Source organism: Rhodobium gokarnense (assembly GCF_025961475.1).
Classification (GTDB): domain Bacteria; phylum Pseudomonadota; class Alphaproteobacteria; order Rhizobiales; family Rhodobiaceae; genus Rhodobium; species Rhodobium gokarnense.
In genome coordinates, this window is sequence record NZ_JAOQNS010000011.1 from 14,572 (window position 1) to 30,394 (window position 15,823).

General features: G+C 67.2%; 14 protein-coding genes. 4 read left to right on the forward strand and 10 right to left on the reverse strand.

The genetic code is table 11. The annotated features are described in order from the left end of the window. Positions 1–83: 83 nt before the first annotated feature. Both M2319_RS17370 and M2319_RS17375 read right to left on the reverse strand, forming a co-directional pair. Positions 84–509 (reverse strand): L,D-transpeptidase, encoded by a 426-nt coding sequence (locus M2319_RS17370; RefSeq protein WP_264602732.1) that lies wholly within the window; start codon positions 507–509, stop codon positions 84–86. A gap of 207 nt (positions 510–716) precedes the next feature. Continuing rightward, positions 717–1,064 carry a TraR/DksA family transcriptional regulator gene (locus M2319_RS17375; protein ID WP_264602733.1) on the reverse strand — a complete coding sequence of 116 codons (348 nt, stop codon included), beginning with the start codon at positions 1,062–1,064 and terminating at the stop codon, positions 717–719. Positions 1,065–1,253: 189 nt separating this feature from the next. On the opposite strand from M2319_RS17375, the gene M2319_RS17380 reads away from it, so the two are divergent. The 4 genes from M2319_RS17380 to der all read left to right on the forward strand — a co-directional run bounded on the left by M2319_RS17380 (position 1,254) and on the right by der (position 5,735). Beyond that, positions 1,254–1,826: an NnrU family protein gene (locus tag M2319_RS17380; RefSeq protein ID WP_264602734.1), complete on the forward strand. Its 573-nt coding sequence runs from the start codon at positions 1,254–1,256 to the stop codon at positions 1,824–1,826. Positions 1,827–2,134: 308 nt separating this feature from the next. Further along, positions 2,135–2,932 carry a tetratricopeptide repeat protein gene (locus M2319_RS17385; protein WP_264602735.1) on the forward strand — a complete coding sequence of 266 codons (798 nt, stop codon included), beginning with the start codon at positions 2,135–2,137 and terminating at the stop codon, positions 2,930–2,932. A gap of 2 nt (positions 2,933–2,934) precedes the next feature. Beyond that, positions 2,935–4,287, forward strand: coding sequence for an outer membrane protein assembly factor BamB family protein (locus M2319_RS17390; protein WP_264602736.1), 1,353 nt, complete (start codon positions 2,935–2,937; stop codon positions 4,285–4,287). Between the two features lie 23 nt (positions 4,288–4,310). Beyond that, entirely contained in the window at positions 4,311–5,735 is a 1,425-nt protein-coding gene (gene der, locus M2319_RS17395; RefSeq protein WP_264602737.1) for a ribosome biogenesis GTPase Der, read from the forward strand. 455 nt (positions 5,736–6,190) lie between these two features. On the opposite strand, the gene M2319_RS17400 is transcribed toward der, so the two are convergent. The 8 genes from M2319_RS17400 to rplI form a co-directional block, all read right to left on the reverse strand. Then, a complete protein-coding gene (locus M2319_RS17400; RefSeq protein ID WP_264602738.1) occupies positions 6,191–6,961 on the reverse strand; it encodes an SDR family NAD(P)-dependent oxidoreductase in 771 nt (256 codons plus the stop codon). Between the two features lie 32 nt (positions 6,962–6,993). Beyond that, positions 6,994–8,472, reverse strand: a complete 1,479-nt coding sequence (gene purF / locus M2319_RS17405) for an amidophosphoribosyltransferase (RefSeq protein WP_264602739.1) — start codon at positions 8,470–8,472, stop codon at positions 6,994–6,996. 57 nt (positions 8,473–8,529) lie between these two features. Next, on the reverse strand, positions 8,530–9,168 hold the full coding sequence (locus M2319_RS17410) for a CvpA family protein (protein WP_264602740.1): 639 nt from the start codon (positions 9,166–9,168) through the stop codon (positions 8,530–8,532). Between the two features lie 51 nt (positions 9,169–9,219). Continuing rightward, complete coding sequence (radA, locus tag M2319_RS17415; RefSeq protein WP_264602741.1) at positions 9,220–10,671, reverse strand: DNA repair protein RadA; 1,452 nt, start codon at positions 10,669–10,671, stop codon at positions 9,220–9,222. A gap of 5 nt (positions 10,672–10,676) precedes the next feature. Continuing rightward, positions 10,677–11,810 carry an alanine racemase gene (gene alr / locus M2319_RS17420; protein ID WP_264602742.1) on the reverse strand — a complete coding sequence of 378 codons (1,134 nt, stop codon included), beginning with the start codon at positions 11,808–11,810 and terminating at the stop codon, positions 10,677–10,679. A 4-nt stretch (positions 11,811–11,814) separates the two neighbouring features. Further along, positions 11,815–13,299 (reverse strand): replicative DNA helicase, encoded by a 1,485-nt coding sequence (locus tag M2319_RS17425; RefSeq protein WP_264602743.1) that lies wholly within the window; start codon positions 13,297–13,299, stop codon positions 11,815–11,817. Positions 13,300–13,528: 229 nt separating this feature from the next. Continuing rightward, positions 13,529–14,782 (reverse strand): SAM-dependent methyltransferase, encoded by a 1,254-nt coding sequence (locus M2319_RS17430; RefSeq protein ID WP_264602744.1) that lies wholly within the window; start codon positions 14,780–14,782, stop codon positions 13,529–13,531. Positions 14,783–15,119: 337 nt separating this feature from the next. Further along, a complete protein-coding gene (rplI, locus tag M2319_RS17435) occupies positions 15,120–15,725 on the reverse strand; it encodes a 50S ribosomal protein L9 (protein WP_264602745.1) in 606 nt (201 codons plus the stop codon). Between the last annotated feature and the right edge of the window lie 98 nt (positions 15,726–15,823).

A 15,823-nucleotide genomic window follows, 5' to 3' on the forward strand; every position in this document is an offset into this window, starting at 1 on the left:
AGCCGCTGCCGGCGCTGGGGCCGCACGTAAAGACCGGCCGCATGGGGTGGCCGGTCTTTCTCGTCCGGACGATCGGGGATGATCTAGCGCCGGATGACGATCTGGGTGTTGCGCATGCCGTGCTGGCGAATGAGCTGGTAGAGGCGGCGCGCATTGGCCGGGTGCAGGCGCACGCAGCCATGGGAGGCGGGGCGCCCGAGCCGGCGGATGGCGTTGGTACCGTGGATCGCATAGCCGCCGCGGAAGAACACCGAATGGGGCATCGGCGAATTGTGGTACTTCGACGAATAGTGCATCCGCTTCAGCACCTTCGGCCGGTAGGTGCCGGTCGGCGTGCGATAGCCGCGCCGCGCGGTGGAGACAGGCCAGGAATAGGTCTGCCGACCGTTGACGATGACGCGCATTTTCTGCTGCGAAAGATCGATCCTGGCAACGACCGAGGCACTGGAAATGCCCGGGGTCAGCGTGAGAAACAAAAGGGACACAACGGTCAGCAGAATGCGCTTCATAAGACTTCTCCACCCGACGCGACTACTTGGGGGTAATCGCAAGACCTGCCACTCTGCCTAAGAATTGCCATATTTTAGAATGGCTTTCAATAAACTGTCCGTGATTTGGCTTTGGCAGTTGCAGAACGGGGTTAATCGCTCTGGCGGATATCGGTTTTTCCGATGATCTCGGGGCGGATCCGGGAGCGCCTTGCGGGACCGGAAACCTCACCGGTCCCGGCTGCGGGCGCAGTCGACGCAGAGCGTTGCCGACGGGTCGATCTCCAGCCGGCGTTCCACGATGTCCTCGCCGCAGGAAAGACAGTAGCCGTAGTCGCCCCGGCCGAGCCGGTCGAGCGCGGCAGCGATGCGCGAGAGCTCGGCGGCGCGCTGGCGCTCGTTGGCCGCGGCCATCGCCTGGTGCTGCAGGGCGTCCATGCGCGACAGCCGGCCGACGCTCTGCTGGTCGAGTTCCACCGTGCCGCGGCTCTCAGCCGAGGTATCGGAAAGGCCCTGTAATTCGTCGCGCCGGGCAATCAGGAGCGCGCGAAAGTGCTCCAGCCTGTCGTCGTCCATGGCGTCCTCCCTGCCGTCTTTTGGTCTCGAACGAATGGCTGCCAGCCTTGCCGGTTCGCGGCCCCGCGGCAAGGGCTGGCGGCAGGGCTCGGCGGCGGGCCGTCTAAATCGCCCCAGCCCGGGTCGCTTTTCGCGACCGGGAATGCTATCGGCTTGACGCATGTGTTGTTCGCGGGGTGGGGTGAAGTCATGACCATGTTGATCATCGGCCTGGTGGCCTTTCTGGGCGTCCATCTGGTGCCGTCGATGCCGGCGCTGAAGGGCCGCCTGACGGGAACGCTGGGCGATAACGGCTATCGCGCCGTCCATGCGGTCATCGCCCTTGTCGGCTTGGTGCTGATCGTCTGGGGCTATGGCGAGGCGCGGGCCGCCGGCGTGCCGGTGCTCTACGACCCGCCGCTGTTCCTGCGCCACCTCGTGCATCTCCTGATGCTGCCGGTGTTCATTCTTCTGATCAGCGCCTACGCCCATGGTCGCATCACCAGGGCCGTGCGCCACCCGATGGTGCTGGCGGTCAAGCTCTGGGCCTTCGCCCATCTGCTGGTCAATGGCGACCTTGCCTCCGTCGTCCTCTTCGGCTCGTTCCTTGCCTGGGGCGTCATCGCCCGCATTTCGCTGGCGCGGCGCGAGCGGGCGGGACTGGTGACCGTCACCGGCGGCCCGGTGCGCAACGACATCATCGCCATCGTCGGCGGCCTCGTCCTCTACGGCATCTTCGTCATGAAGGCGCATAGCTGGCTGATCGGCGTCCCCGTCTTCTAGGGCTTCGGGCGGGAGCTGCCGACCGGCGGCCGGTCGCCGCCTTTCTGCAACACTTCCCCGGCAACGATGGCGGAAGGGGATTCTTCGGCGCCGCGCCTTGCGCGCCGCCTTGTTCTCGTCCAAAAGGCCGGCCAATGCGTCAGTCGTGCCGCATCTGCGGCCGGTTTCGGGCGCGCGCCCGGGATGCCCATAGCGGCGCCCGTCGCGGCGCCAAAGACGGTTTGCGAGAAAACGGTCAACCGGCTAATGTGGCGCCGCTTTTTCGGGTTCTTGAGTGCACGGGCCGGCAGGTCACGGGGCGGAGGAATATGTCCGACATCTTTCGCGAAGTTGATGAAGAGCTTCGCCACGAAAACTACAAGCGTCTTTGGGACAAATACGGCCTCTATGTCGTCGCCGTCGCCGTTCTCATCGTCGTCGGCACTGCCGGCTATCGCGGCTGGGAGGCCTGGGAGGCCTCGCGCTCCCGAGAAGCGGGCGACCGCTTCGTCTCCGCGCTGGAAGCGGCCGATCAGGGCCAGGCGACGACGGCAGAGGAAGCCCTCAACGGGATCGCCGCCGACGCCCCCTCCGGCTACGCCGCGCTTGCCGAGATGCGCGCCGCATCGCTCGCCGCCGAGACCGACAATATCGAGCAGGCGATCACCTCATTCCGGGCGATCGCCGACAACAGCTCGCTGGCCAAGCCACTGCGCGATGCCGCGCGCATCCGCGCCGGCTATCTGATGGTCGACACGGCGAGCTACGACGACCTCAAGACCTATCTCGCGCCGATGGCCGCGACCGGCGAGCCGTGGCGCCATTCGGCCCGCGAGATCATCGGCCTTGCCGCCTACAAGGCCGACGACGTCGCCGCGGCGAAGGAGAATTTCGAGGAGATCGTCGCCGACCGCGCCGCGCCCCAGGAACTGCGCCAGCGCGCCGAGATCATGCTCGGCCTGATCGGATCGCGCTCGGGCGCGGCGACCGCGGACAGCGCCCCATCTACGGAGAGTTCACCGGCGGCTGACAGCGCACCGGCGACCGACAATGCGGCGGGCGACGAGAGCGCCGATGCGGCCAGCCCCCCGACCCCGCAACAAGGCACCGACGGCAAGGATCAGTAAGCATGGCATCAACGACCCGTCGCGGCCTTCTCGCCGCCTCCCTCGTCCTTGCGCTCGGCACGGTCGCCGGCTGTTCCAGCCTGGAGGACCTCAATCCCTTCCACGAGAAGGAGGAAATCCTTCCCGGCGAGCGCCACACCCTGTTCGAGGGGGCCGACCCGGTAAAGAACGTGTCCAACGGCACCGCCTCGATCGGCGGTGCGCGTGACCTCTCCCAGTGGCCCCAGTCGGGCGGCGATGCCGCCAACAATCCGGGCAACGTCGCCGTTGCCGGCGGCGGCGGCCGGGCCTGGCGGGTCAAGGCCGGCTCGAAGGGCCTGGTCAGCGGCTTCGGCTCACTGACGAGCGAATCCTTACGCGTTGCTGCGCGGCCCATCGTCTATGGCGGTCGCATCTTCACCTACGATCCCAACGGCCAGGTGACGGCCCTGTCGACCGGCGGCGGCCGCGCCTGGAGCGTCTCGGTCCGTCCGGAAGGCGAGGACGACAACGCGGCCGGCGGCGGGCTGGCGGCCGATTCCGGCCGTATCTATGCGGCCACCGCCTTCGGCCAGGTCGTCGCCCTCGATGCCGGCTCCGGCCAGGTGCTGTGGCGGGCGGGGCTCGCCGCGCCGGCGCGCAGCGCCCCGGCGGCGGTCGGCGGCAAGGTCTTCGTCGTCACCCAGACCAACCAGCTCTACGCCCTCAACCAGGCCGACGGCGAGGAGCTGTGGACCTATCGCGGCATTCCCAACACCGGCGGCGTGCTGTCGTCGGCGAGCCCGGCCGTGTCCGGCGACACCGCAATCTTCCCCTCGATCTCCGGCGAAGTGATCGCGATGTCGATCGCCAAGGGCGAGCCGAAATGGACCGATGCCGTCTCCCGGTCCTACCGCATCCATTCGATGTCGGGCCTCTCCGACGTCTCGGCGAGCCCGGTGATCGCCGGCGGCACGGTCTATACGACCGGCATTGCCGGGCGCATCGTCGCGCTGAACCTGTCTGACGGCTCGCGCATCTGGGAGCAGGGGGTCGGCAGCGTGCACACGCCGGTGGTCTCCGGCAACGCGGTCTTCCTCGTCGACCTTGAGGACCGGGCCGTGGCGCTCGACCGCTCCAGCGGCAAGCTGATCTGGGCAACGCAACTGCCGCGCGGCGACGACAAGGACGACCTGAAGATCTGGGCCGGGCCTGTCCTCGCCGGTGGCCGGCTGTGGTTCGCCTCCAATGGCAAGAAGCTGGTCGCCGTCAACGCCACCAACGGCAGCATCGCCGCCACGACCGATATCGGCGAGCCGACCTACATTTCGCCGATTGCGGCGAACGGAACGATCTTCGTGCTTTCCGGCGACGGCACGCTGACCGCGTTCCGATAGAGCCGGAGGGCCGGGACCGCATCATGGTCGCCACAGTCGCTATCGTCGGGCGGCCCAATGTGGGCAAGTCGACGCTCTTCAACCGGCTCGTCGGAAAACGCCTGGCTCTGGTCGACGACCGCCCGGGCGTGACCCGTGACCGCCGCGAGGGCAGGGCAAGGCTCGGCGATCTCACCTTCACCGTCGTCGACACGGCGGGGCTGGAAGAGTCCGATGCCGACAGCCTGACCGGCCGCATGCGCGCCCAGACCGAGGAGGCGGTGAAGGCCGCGGACCTCGTCCTCTTCATGATCGACGCTCGCGCCGGCATCACGCCGCTCGACAAGCATTTCTCCCAGTTCCTGCGCGGCTTCGAGACGCCCGTCACCCTCGTTGCCAACAAGGCCGAGGGCCGGGCCGGTGAGGCCGGGCTCTACGACGCCTTCTCCCTCGGCCATGGCGAGCCGGTGGCGCTGTCGGCGGAGCACGGCGAGGGGATGGCCGATCTGTTCGACGCGCTCGACGAGGCCTTCCGCAACATCGGCATCGACACCGCGCCGGCCACGACGGAGGCCGACGAAGCGGTCGTGGAGGTCGACGTCAGCGACGACGACGAGGGCACCGAGCCGGCGATCGATCCGAAAAGGCCGCTCCGGGTCGCCATCGTCGGGCGCCCGAACGCCGGCAAGTCGACCCTCATCAACGAGATGATCGGCGAGGAGCGGCTGCTGACCGGTCCGGAGGCCGGCATCACCCGCGATTCCATCTCCGTCGACTGGAGCTGGAAGGGCCGCAACATCAAGCTTTTCGACACCGCCGGCATCCGCCGCAAGGCGCGGGTGCAGGAGAAACTGGAAAAGCTCTCCGTCGCCGATGCGCTGAGGGCGATCCGTTTTGCCGAGGTCGTGGTCCTGCTGCTCGACGCCATGAAGCCGTTCGAGAAGCAGGACCTGTCCATCGCCGACCTCGTCGCCCGCGAGGGCCGCGCCGTCGTCATCGCCGTCAACAAGTGGGACCTGGTGGAAGAGCCGCAGCCGGTGCTGAAAGAGCTTCGCACCGAATGCGAGCGGCTGCTGCCGCAGCTTCGCGGCGTGCCGCTGGTGCCGATCTCCGGCATGACCGGAAAGGGCATCGACAAGCTGATGAAGGCCGTCGCCGACGCCTACGAGGTCTGGAACCGGCGCGTTTCCACGGCAAAGCTCAATCGCTGGCTGGAGATCGCCACCGCCCAGCATCCGCCCCCGGCCGTCTCCGGCCGCCGCATCCGCCTGCGCTACATGACGCAGGCCAAGGCCCGGCCGCCCCATTTCGTCGCCTTCTGCTCGCGGCCGGAGTCCCTTCCGGACGCCTACACCCGCTACATGGTCAACAGCCTGCGCGACGCCTTCAAGCTGCCCGGCATCCCGGTCCGCCTGACGCTCAGGAAGGGCGACAACCCCTATGCGTCCAAGAAGAAGAAACGGTCGTAACAGGCTGTTTTAAATAACGTTCCGGCCGTCATTGCGAGCGAGCGCAGCGAGCGCGGCAATCCAGGGCCACGCGCTCCGAGCCAGTGGTTCTGGATCGGCGCCTGAGCCTCCCGATGCTTACGTCATGGGACACATTCACCCGCCAAAAACCCCGCCGTCACCCCGGCCTCCGAGCCGGGGCCTATTGCCCATCTCCATGCGGTATGCCGTCGGTTGACGGAAAACGGCATGTGACCAGACGTCGGCCGAGCCAAGGCCCGATGCGGGCTCCTGCGTTGACAGGGGCAATGGGTCCCGGCTCTCCGCTTCGCTCCGGCCGGGATGACGACGGAGAGCGTGGCGGTCCGCGGAGCCAGTTCCCAAACGCCGTTCTGGATCGCTTCGCTGCGCTCGCGATGACGGCTGAGTGCCGTCACTTATTCTCAATCATAGGCAGAAGCGGTGACTCGCCCGGTTCAAAATCCGATCACAGGTGCCGCGTCGTCCGGCGTCGGCATGCCCGGCGTCAGGAAGGTGCTGGTCGGGTAGTCGTAGATCTTGCCGGTGACGTCGATCGACGGCGAGACGAGGTTGAGGATCGCCGGGGCCAGCTCGCTCGGATGCGGCAGGGTCTCGGGGTCCTCGCCGGGCATGGCGCGGGCGCGCATGCCGGTCCGGACCGGGCCGGGATTGAAGAGGTTGACGCGGGTCGGCGAGTTGCGGGTCTCTTCCGCATAGGTGCGCGCGAGCGCTTCCAGCGCCGCCTTGGAGGCCGAATAGACGCCCCAGAACGCCCGGCACTTGTGGGCGGCGCCCGACGTCAGGAAGGCGAGCCGCGCGGCCTCGGACCGCTTGAACAGCGGATCGAACGAGCGGATCAGCCGCCAGTTGGCGGTGACGTTGACGTTGAACGTCTGCTCCCAGGCCTTGATCTCGATATGGCCGAGCGGGGCGAGTTCGCCGAGGAGCCCGGCATTGCCGACGAGGATGTCGAGCTTGCCCCAGCGCTCGTAGATGGTGGCGCCGAGCCGGTCGAGGGCGTCATAGTCGGTGAGGTCGAGGGGCACCAGCGTCGCGGAATTGCCGGCGGCCCGGATCTCGTCGTCGAGATCGGTGAGGCCGCCCTCGGTGCGGGCAACGGCAATGACGTGGGCGCCGGCCTCGGCCAGCGCCCTGGCGGTGAAATAGCCGATACCGCGCGAGGCGCCGGTAACGACCGCGATCTTGTCGGCAAAAGGCTTGGTCATATTCTGAAGGGTCCGAAAATCTTGTGGTCCGGTCAGCCGGCTTCGGCGAGAAGCGAAAGCTGGCGGACCGTGGTGTTGTTGGAACGATCCGTGAGCCGGGTCGGATAGTCGCCCGTGAAGCAGGCATCGCAGAATTGCGGCTGCTCCGCATTGCGTTTTGTCTCGCCGACGGCGCGATAGAGCCCGTCGATGGTCAGGAACGCCAGGCTGTCGACCTTGATGTAGTCGGCCATCTCCTCGATCGACATGCGCGAGGCGAGCAGCTTGCTCTTTTCCGGCGTGTCGACGCCGTAGAAGCAGGAATTCATGGTCGGCGGGCTGGCGATCCGCATATGCACCTCGCCGGCGCCGGCCTCGCGCACCATCTGCACGATCTTCAGCGACGTGGTGCCGCGGACGATGGAATCGTCGACGAGGACGACGCGCTTGCCTTCGAGCATCTTGCGGTTGGCGTTGTGCTTCAGCTTTACGCCGAGGTGACGGATGTGGTCCGACGGCTCGATGAAGGTGCGGCCCACATAGTGATTGCGGATGATGCCGAGCTCGAAGGGAATGCCGGCCTCCTGGGCGTAGCCGATAGCGGCCGGCGTCCCGGAATCCGGCACCGGGATGACGAGGTCGGCGGGCATGCCGGATTCGCGGGCAAGTTCGGCGCCGATGCTCTTTCGGACCGAATAGACGTTGGTGCCTTCGACGATGGAATCGGGCCGGGAGAAATAGACATACTCGAAGATGCAGAAGCGCGGCTTCTGCTCGATGAACGGCCGGATGCTCTCCAGCCCGCCTTCCTCGGTGATGATGACCATCTCGCCAGGCTCGATGTCGCGCACGAAGCGGGCGCCGATGATGTCGAGCGCGCAGGTTTCCGAGGACAGGACATAGGCGCCGTCGAGGTCGCCGAGGACCAGCGGGCGCACGCCGAGCGGGTCGCGGCAGCCGATCATCTTCTTTTCCGACAGCGCGACGATGGCATAGGCGCCCTCGAGCTGGCGCAGCGCATCGACGAAGCGCTCGACCAGATGGCCCTTGTCGCTGGTGGCGGTGAGGTGGATCAGCGTCTCTGTGTCGGAGGTGGACTGGAAGATCGAGCCGCGCTTCTGCAGCATGCGTTGCAGGGTCAGCGCATTGGTGATGTTGCCGTTATGGGCAACCGCAAAGCCGCCGGCGGCGAATTCGGCGAACAGCGGCTGGACGTTGCGCAGCACCGGCGCGCCGGTGGTGGAATAGCGGGTATGGCCGATCGCCTTATCGCCGGGCAGCCGCTCGATCACCGAGGCCTTGGTGAAATGGTCGCCGACGAGGCCGATATGGCGCTCGGTGTGGAACTGCTGGCCGTCGAAGGAGACGACGCCGGCGGCCTCCTGGCCGCGGTGCTGCAGGGCGTGCAGGCCGAGTGCGGTGAGGGCGGTGGCGTCCGGGTTGCCGAAAACGCCGAAGACGCCGCACTCCTCGTGCAGCTTGTCGTCGTCGAAGGGATTGGTGGACAGTTCCATAGGATCTGGACCGCTCATGGCGTCTCCAAAAAGCCCGACGCCGGCGGAGCGGCCGGCGTCTTTTGCGATGCTGTGTTACTGCGCGGTGCCGTCGGTCGACTGGATCAGTTGGTCGAGGCCCTGGCGCTCGTTATTGCGATAGTTCGCGTCCTGGTCCGCCTCGGCGCCTTCGGCGGCCGGGGTCGTGCTGGTAGTGCGTCCGCGGTTGCGCAGGCGGTCGAGCAGCTTGCGCTCCGGGTCTTCCGGCAGCGCCGCGATCAGCTTCTGGCCGATCGAGTTCAGCAGCGGCATTGACTTGGCGCTCGCCACCCAGCGCGGCTGGGTCTCCGGCGGCACCGCCCAGTTGAAGAACAGCATGGCGACGACGACCAGGAGGAGGCCGCGCACCGCGCCGAAGACGAAACCGAGGGTGCGGTCGAGCGCTCCGATGCGGCTGTCGAGGACGTAGTCGGAGACACGCATGGTGATATAGGACACGACGATCAGCGTGACCAGGAAGATCGCCGCGCCGGCGGCGACCTGGGCGACCATGTCGTGGTTGATATACTGCTTGGCGAAGGGCACGAGCTGTTTATAGAACAGGATCGCGACGACGAAGGCGATCGCCCAGGACGCGATCGACAGTACCTCGCGCACGAAGCCGCGGATCATCGCCAGCAGCGCCGAGATCAGCATCACAAAGATAAGCAGTCCGTCGAAAATGGTGATCGGCATCGTTCGTCGGTCTCCGATGCGCGGGTCCCAGAAGGCGGGACGGGCGCCCGTTCAATCATCCAGATCCTGGCCGGCCGGAAGCGCGTTCCTCGCGCCGTCGCGGACGGGTGGACCGTCAGCCCTGTCGCCTGCCGTGACCACCCGTGCGACCAGGTCGGCGAGATCGTCGACCCCGGTCAGGGCGGCACCGCTGGCAGTGTCGGCATCCGGTTTCGTTGCCGCCGCCGCCACGGCGCGGGCAAAGCCGAGCTTGCGCGCTTCCTTCAGGCGGGCGGTGGCATGCGCAACCGGCCGGACGGCGCCGGACAATGCGACTTCGCCGAAATAGACGGTCTCGGAGGCAAGAGCAACCCCGCTTGCCGAGGAGATCAGCGCCGCGGCAACGGCAAGGTCGGCCGCCGGTTCGTTGATCCTGAGGCCGCCGGCAACTGCCAGATAGACGTCGTGGGTGCCGATCCGGAGCCCGCAGCGCGCCTCCAGGACGGCAAGGATCATGGAAAGCCGGCCGGAATCCCAGCCGACGACCGTGCGCCGCGGATTGCCGAGGGGCGAGGGGGCAACGAGCGCCTGGATCTCAACGAGGAGCGGCCGCGTGCCCTCCATGCCGGCAAAGACGGCGGCGCCCGGCGTCTCGCCATGCCGGTCGCCGAGGAAGAGTTCGGAGGGATTCGGCACCTCGTTGAGGCCGGAACTGGTCATCTCGAAGACGCCGATCTCGTCGGTCGGCCCGAACCGGTTCTTGACGGAGCGGAGGATCCGGAACTGGTGGGCCCCGTCGCCCTCGAAATAAAGGACGGCGTCGACGAGGTGCTCGACGACGCGCGGGCCGGCGATCTGGCCGTCCTTGGTGACGTGGCCGACGAGGACGACGGCAGCGCCCGAGTTCTTGGCGTAGCGCACCAGCGCCTGGGCCGAGGCGCGCACCTGGGTGACCGTACCCGGCGCCGATTCCACCGTGTCGGTCCACAGCGTCTGGATCGAATCGACGATGACGAGGGCCGGCGTCGGCGCATCCTTCAGGGTGGCCAGGATGTCCTCGATATTGGTTTCCGCAGCAAGCTGCACCGGCGCGCCGGCAAGGCCGAGCCGCTCGGCCCGCAGCCGCACCTGGGCGATCGCCTCCTCGCCGGAGATGTAGATGACGGGGGAGCCGGCCGAGGCGAGGGCGGCGCAGGCCTGGAGCAACAGCGTCGACTTGCCGATGCCCGGATCGCCGCCGATGAGGAGGGCAGAGCCGCGCACGAACCCGCCGCCGGTGACCCGGTCGAGTTCGGCGATCCCGGCGGTAATCCGCGGCGCCTCGGCCTCGGTTCCGGCAAGCGGGACCAGCGGGACGACCCGCCCGCGGCCGGAGGCGCCCTTCTTCGGCCCGGCGCCGATGCCGCCGCTCTCCGATTCCTCGACGATCGTGTTCCACTCGCCGCAGGCCTCGCAGCGCCCGGCCCAGCGCGCGGTGACGTTGCCGCAGTTCTGGCAGACATAGCTGAGGGAGCGACGGGCCAACGCGCCTAGCCCTTGCCGCCGAGATAGGAGCGGCGGTAGCGCCGGCCGAGCCCGGTGAGAAGCTCGTAGCCGATGGTCTCGGCCCGCTCCGCGACCTCGTCGACGGGAACGTTCGGTCCGAACATTTCTATCCAGGCGCCGCGACGGGCGATGCTCTCCGGAATGCCGGTGACGTCGACGGCGATGAGGTCCATGGAGACCCGGCCGATGAGCGGCGCATCGAAGCCGGAAAGGTGGACGCGGGCGCCAGGGGCGGCGTCGGTGGAGCCGGCGCGGCGGTGGTAGCCGTCGGCATAGCCGACCGCGACGACGGCGATGCGCGACGGGCGCTTCAGCGTCTCCATGGCGCCGTAGCCGACCGTCTCGCCGGCATTGCCGTTGCGGATCTGGATGATGCGCGCTTCCAGCGTCACCACTGGGCGCATCGGGTTGTCGATGCCGGCAATCGCCTGGCCGCCATAGAGCGCGATGCCGGGGCGCAGCAGGTCGAAATGGGCGCCCGGTTGCCCAAGGACGCCGGCGGAGTTGGCGAGCGAGGCCTTGAGGCCCGGAAACAGCGACCGGATCTCCGAAAAGCGCGTGATCTGCAACGCCGTCAGCTCATGGCCCGGCGCATCGGCACAGGCGAGGTGGCTGATGACGATCTTCGCGCCCATTGCCTCCACGCGCGCCGGATCGCCGGCAAGCGCCCGCGCCTCGTCAAGCGTCAGGCCGAGCCGGTTCATGCCGGTGTCCACATGTATGCCGCAGGGAACGGGGCTGCCGGAGGCGCGGCAGAAGGCTTCCCATTCGCCGATCTCCTCCATGCTGCCGAGGACGGGCCGAATGCCGGCCGCCGCAAGGGCCGGGCCGTTCTTCTCGAAAAGCCCGCCGAGGAGATAGATGGCCGCCTCCGGCGCGACCGCGCGGGCGCGAAGGCCCTCGTCAGGCAGGGCGACGAAGAAGGTCTTGGCGCCGGCGGCTCCGAGCGTTTCCACCGCGCGCTCAAGGCCGATGCCGTAGCCGTCACCCTTGACGACGCCGGCGCATTCCGCTCCGGGGGCTTTTGCGGCCAGCAGCCGCCAGTTGGCGGCGAGGGCGTCGAGGTCGATGGTCAGCCGGCCGCCGGCAAGGTCGTTTGTCGTTTCGGCGTAATTCAAGGGACTAGTCCATGCGGGCCGGCAGGTGGTCGTCGACCATGAGGTTGGAGAAGCGGGTGACGTCGGCGTCGAACTGCAGCTTGATGGTACCGGTGGGGCCGTGGCGCTGCTTGCCGATGATCAGTTCGGCGGTGCCTGCGACTTCCTCCATTTCAGCCTGCCACTTGAAGAACTCCTCGGTGCCTTCCTTAGGCATCTTGTTCTTCAGATAGTACTCCTCGCGAAAGACGAACATGACCACGTCGGCGTCCTGCTCGATCGAGCCCGATTCGCGAAGGTCGGCGAGCTGCGGGCGCTTGTCGTCGCGCGCCTCGACCTGGCGCGAGAGCTGGGAAAGCGCCAGGATCGGCACGTTCAGCTCCTTGGCGAGCGCCTTCAGATTGGTGGTGATTTCGGTGATCTCCTGCACCCGGTTTTCCGAGGCGCGGCGGCTGGAGCCCTGGAGGAGCTGCAGGTAGTCGATGATGATGAAGTCGAGGCCGCGCTGGCGCTTCAGTCGGCGCGCCCGGGCGGCGAGCTGGGCAACGTTGAGGCCGCCGGTCTGGTCGATATGCAGCGGCACCGACTGAATCTCGCGGCTGACGGCGGCGAGCTGGGCGAACTGGTCCTCGTCGATCGCGCCGCGGCGGATCTGGGAGGAGGGGATGCCAGCCTGTTCCGCCAGAATACGGGTGGCGAGCTGTTCCGACGACATTTCCAGCGAGAAGAAGCCGACGACGCCGCCGTCGACGGTCGTGTAGGTGCCGTCCGCCTGCTCCTCGCCGCGATAGGCTCTGGCGACATTGTAGGCGATGTTGGTGGCGAGCGAGGTCTTGCCCATGGCCGGGCGGCCGGCAAGGATGATGAGGTCCGAGGACTGCAGGCCGCCGATCAGCCGGTCGAGGTCGTCGAGGCCGGTGGCAAGGCCGGACAGGTGCCCGTCGCGCTGATAGGCGGCGGCGGCCATGTCGATGGCGGCCGCAAGCGCATCGGTGAAGGTGCTGAAGCCGCCGTCGAACTTGCCGGTCTCGGCGAGCTCGAAGAGCCGCCGTTCGGCCTCCTCGATCTGGGCATTCGGCGGCATGTCGACCGGCGCATCGAACGCCGTGTTGACCATCTCCTCGCCGATGCGGATGAGGTTGCGCCTTGTGGCGAGGTCGGCGATGGAGCGGGCGTAGTCGACGGCGTTGATGACGGTGGTGGCGTCGGCAACGAGGCGCAGGAGATACTGGGTGACCGGCAGCTCACCGATCCGGTGATCGGCCGGAAAGAAGGTCTTGACGGTGATCGGCGAGGCGACCTTGCCGGCGCGGATCAGTTCGGCGACGCGGGTGTAGATTTCCCGGTGCGGCTCCAGGAAGAAATGGCGCACCTCCAGGAAGCTGGAGATGCGGTCGAACGTCTCGTTGTTGACGAGGATCGCACCCAGCAACTGGCGTTCCGCCTCCACATTGTGCGGGGCGACGCGCTGGGTCGGCAGATTGTCGATCGAACGGGCGGTCGAGGCCATGGATGTCCTTCCTTCACACCTCCGTTCGATAGCGCGAATTGGCCCCGGAAAGGACTCGTGCGCATGCGCCAGACAGGGTTATCGCCGGTATCCACAGACGCCAAAGAATCGCAGCGCGAATCCGCATCCGGGCGGGCCCGATCCTTGACTCGGGATTGTCGGTGACAGGCCGCAGAGTCTATCCGATTCGCGGTGAGATTATGTCGCCGTCGGGGTGGCCGGCAGCGGCCTATTCACCGGCAAGGTTGACCGGCAGGCGCTGGTTCTCGCGGGCCCTCAGCTCGTCGACCCGCTGCTCCATATAGCGCCGGGTCAGCGGCAGCACCGTCTGGTCCTTCACCAATTGGATCTGGAACACCATCAGGTCCTGGTAGCGGAACGCGCATTCGGAGCCGGCGAGGTAGAATTCCCACATCCGGCAAAACCGCTCGTCGTAGATCTTGGCGGCCTTGTCCCATTGCTGCATGAAGCGCCGGCGCCATTCCTTCAGGGTCTCGGCGTAGTGCAGGCGCAGGATCTCCACGTCGCTGACCTTGAAGCCGGAGCGCTCGATCACCGGAATGACCTCCGACAGCGCCGGGATGTAGCCGCCCGGGAAGATATATTTGCGGATCCAGGCATTGGTGTAGGACGGCCCGTCGAAGCGGCCGATGGAATGGAGCACGAAGACGCCGTCATCGGCGAGGAGATCGAAGCACTTGGCGAAATATTCCCGGTAGTGGTTGGTGCCCACATGTTCGAACATGCCGACCGAGACGATGCGGTCGAACGTTTCCGTCAGCTTGCGGTAGTCCTGCAGGCGGAAGTCGACATGGTCGGCGGCGCCGTGCTCCTCGGCGCGCCGGCGCGAGACCCGGTGCTGCTCCTCCGACAGGGTGACGCCGGTGACCTCTCCCTGGGCGATCTCGGCGAGATAGAGCCCGAGGCCGCCCCAGCCGGAGCCGATGTCGAGCACGCTGTTGCCGTGATCGAGGGCGAGCTTGGCCGCCAGCCGCCGCTTCTTGTCGAGCTGGGCCTCTTCCAGGCTGGTCTCGGGAGAGGAAAAATAGGCACAGGAATACTGCCAGTCCTCGTCGAGGAAGAGCTCATAGAGCCTGCCGTCGAGGTCATAGTGGTGGGCGACGTTCTCGCGCGCCTTGGTGAAGGTGTTCATCTGGCGCAGCCGCCGCGTGGCGTATTCCAGAGCGCCCTGCAGGCGGGCGAGCGTCGTCGGCCCGGCCTGTTGCATGTTCGACATGACGAGGGCGAGGAAGTCGTAGAGGGAGCCGACTTCCATCACCAGCGTGCCGTCCATATAGGCCTCGCCGATGCGCAGTTCCGGATTGAAGACGAAGGCCTTGTAGGCCGAAGGGTGGGTGAGGCGGATGCGGACAAGCTCGCCGGTGTTGTCCCCGAAGCGGTGGAGGGCGCCCGCCGCGTCGATCACTTCCAGTCGCCCGAACCGGACGACGTAGTCCAAGGCAGCCTTCACCAACCGGAACATGGGCCCCTCCGGTATCCAACGCATCATCTTTGAATCCCCGACATCACACACCCCGTCGCCGCTCCCGCAAGCGTCGCCGGGTCCACTGTAGTCGTTCTAGAACGTGTCACCTGGCAAAAATATAGGGCAAACCTGTATACAGCGGCAAGCCGGCTTCCGACGAAAGGCGGCCCCGAGGCGACGTCGAGGCGATGTCGCCGGGCAGCGGATGCGACGCTATCGGGTCGGGAAAAGGCGGTTTTCGCGGACGGTGCACGACCTCGGCGCCGGCAATGAAAAACGCCGCGCCGGAGGGCCGGCGCGGCGTTCGATTCCGGAACGGAAAGGGAAGAAAGGCTTAGTCCTCGCGGGCCTCTTCCTCGTCCGAAGCTGCCGGCTCTTCGGCCTCGGCAGCCTCGTCGGCGCCTTCCTCGTCCTCGTCCTCATCCTCGACGTCGAGCACGAAGCCCTCGTCGCGCTGGGTCAGGTCCTCGCCGCGGGCCTGGCGTTCGGCCTCGTCGGTGGAGCGGGCGACGTTCATGGTCACCGTGACCTCGACTTCCGGGTGCAGCGCGACAACCACTTCATGCATGCCGATGGTCTTGATCGGCTGGTTGAGGTCGACCTGGCTGCGCCCGATCGTAAAGCCGCCGGCATCGAGCACTTCGGCGACGTCGCGGGTCGACACCGAGCCGTAGAGCTGGCCGGTCTCGCCGGCCTGGCGAATGGCGACGAAGGTGAGGCCGTTGAGCTTTGCAGCGACCGCCTCGGCTTCCTGCTTGCGCTCAAGGTTGCGCGCCTCAAGCTGGGCGCGCTGCGCCTCGAAGCGCTTCTGGTTCGCCTCGGTGGCGCGCAGGGCCTTGCCCTGGGGCAGCAGGAAATTGCGGGCATAGCCCGGGCGGACCTTCACCGTGTCGCCCATCTGGCCGAGCTTGGCGATGCGTTCCAACAGGATGACTTGCATTGGGTTTCTCCTTGCCATCTGTCCCGCGCGGGAAACCGTTTCCCGTCGCGGTTAGAGGCGGGCGCCACCGGGCGCGCCGCCCCAAAGGGAGGTCGGAC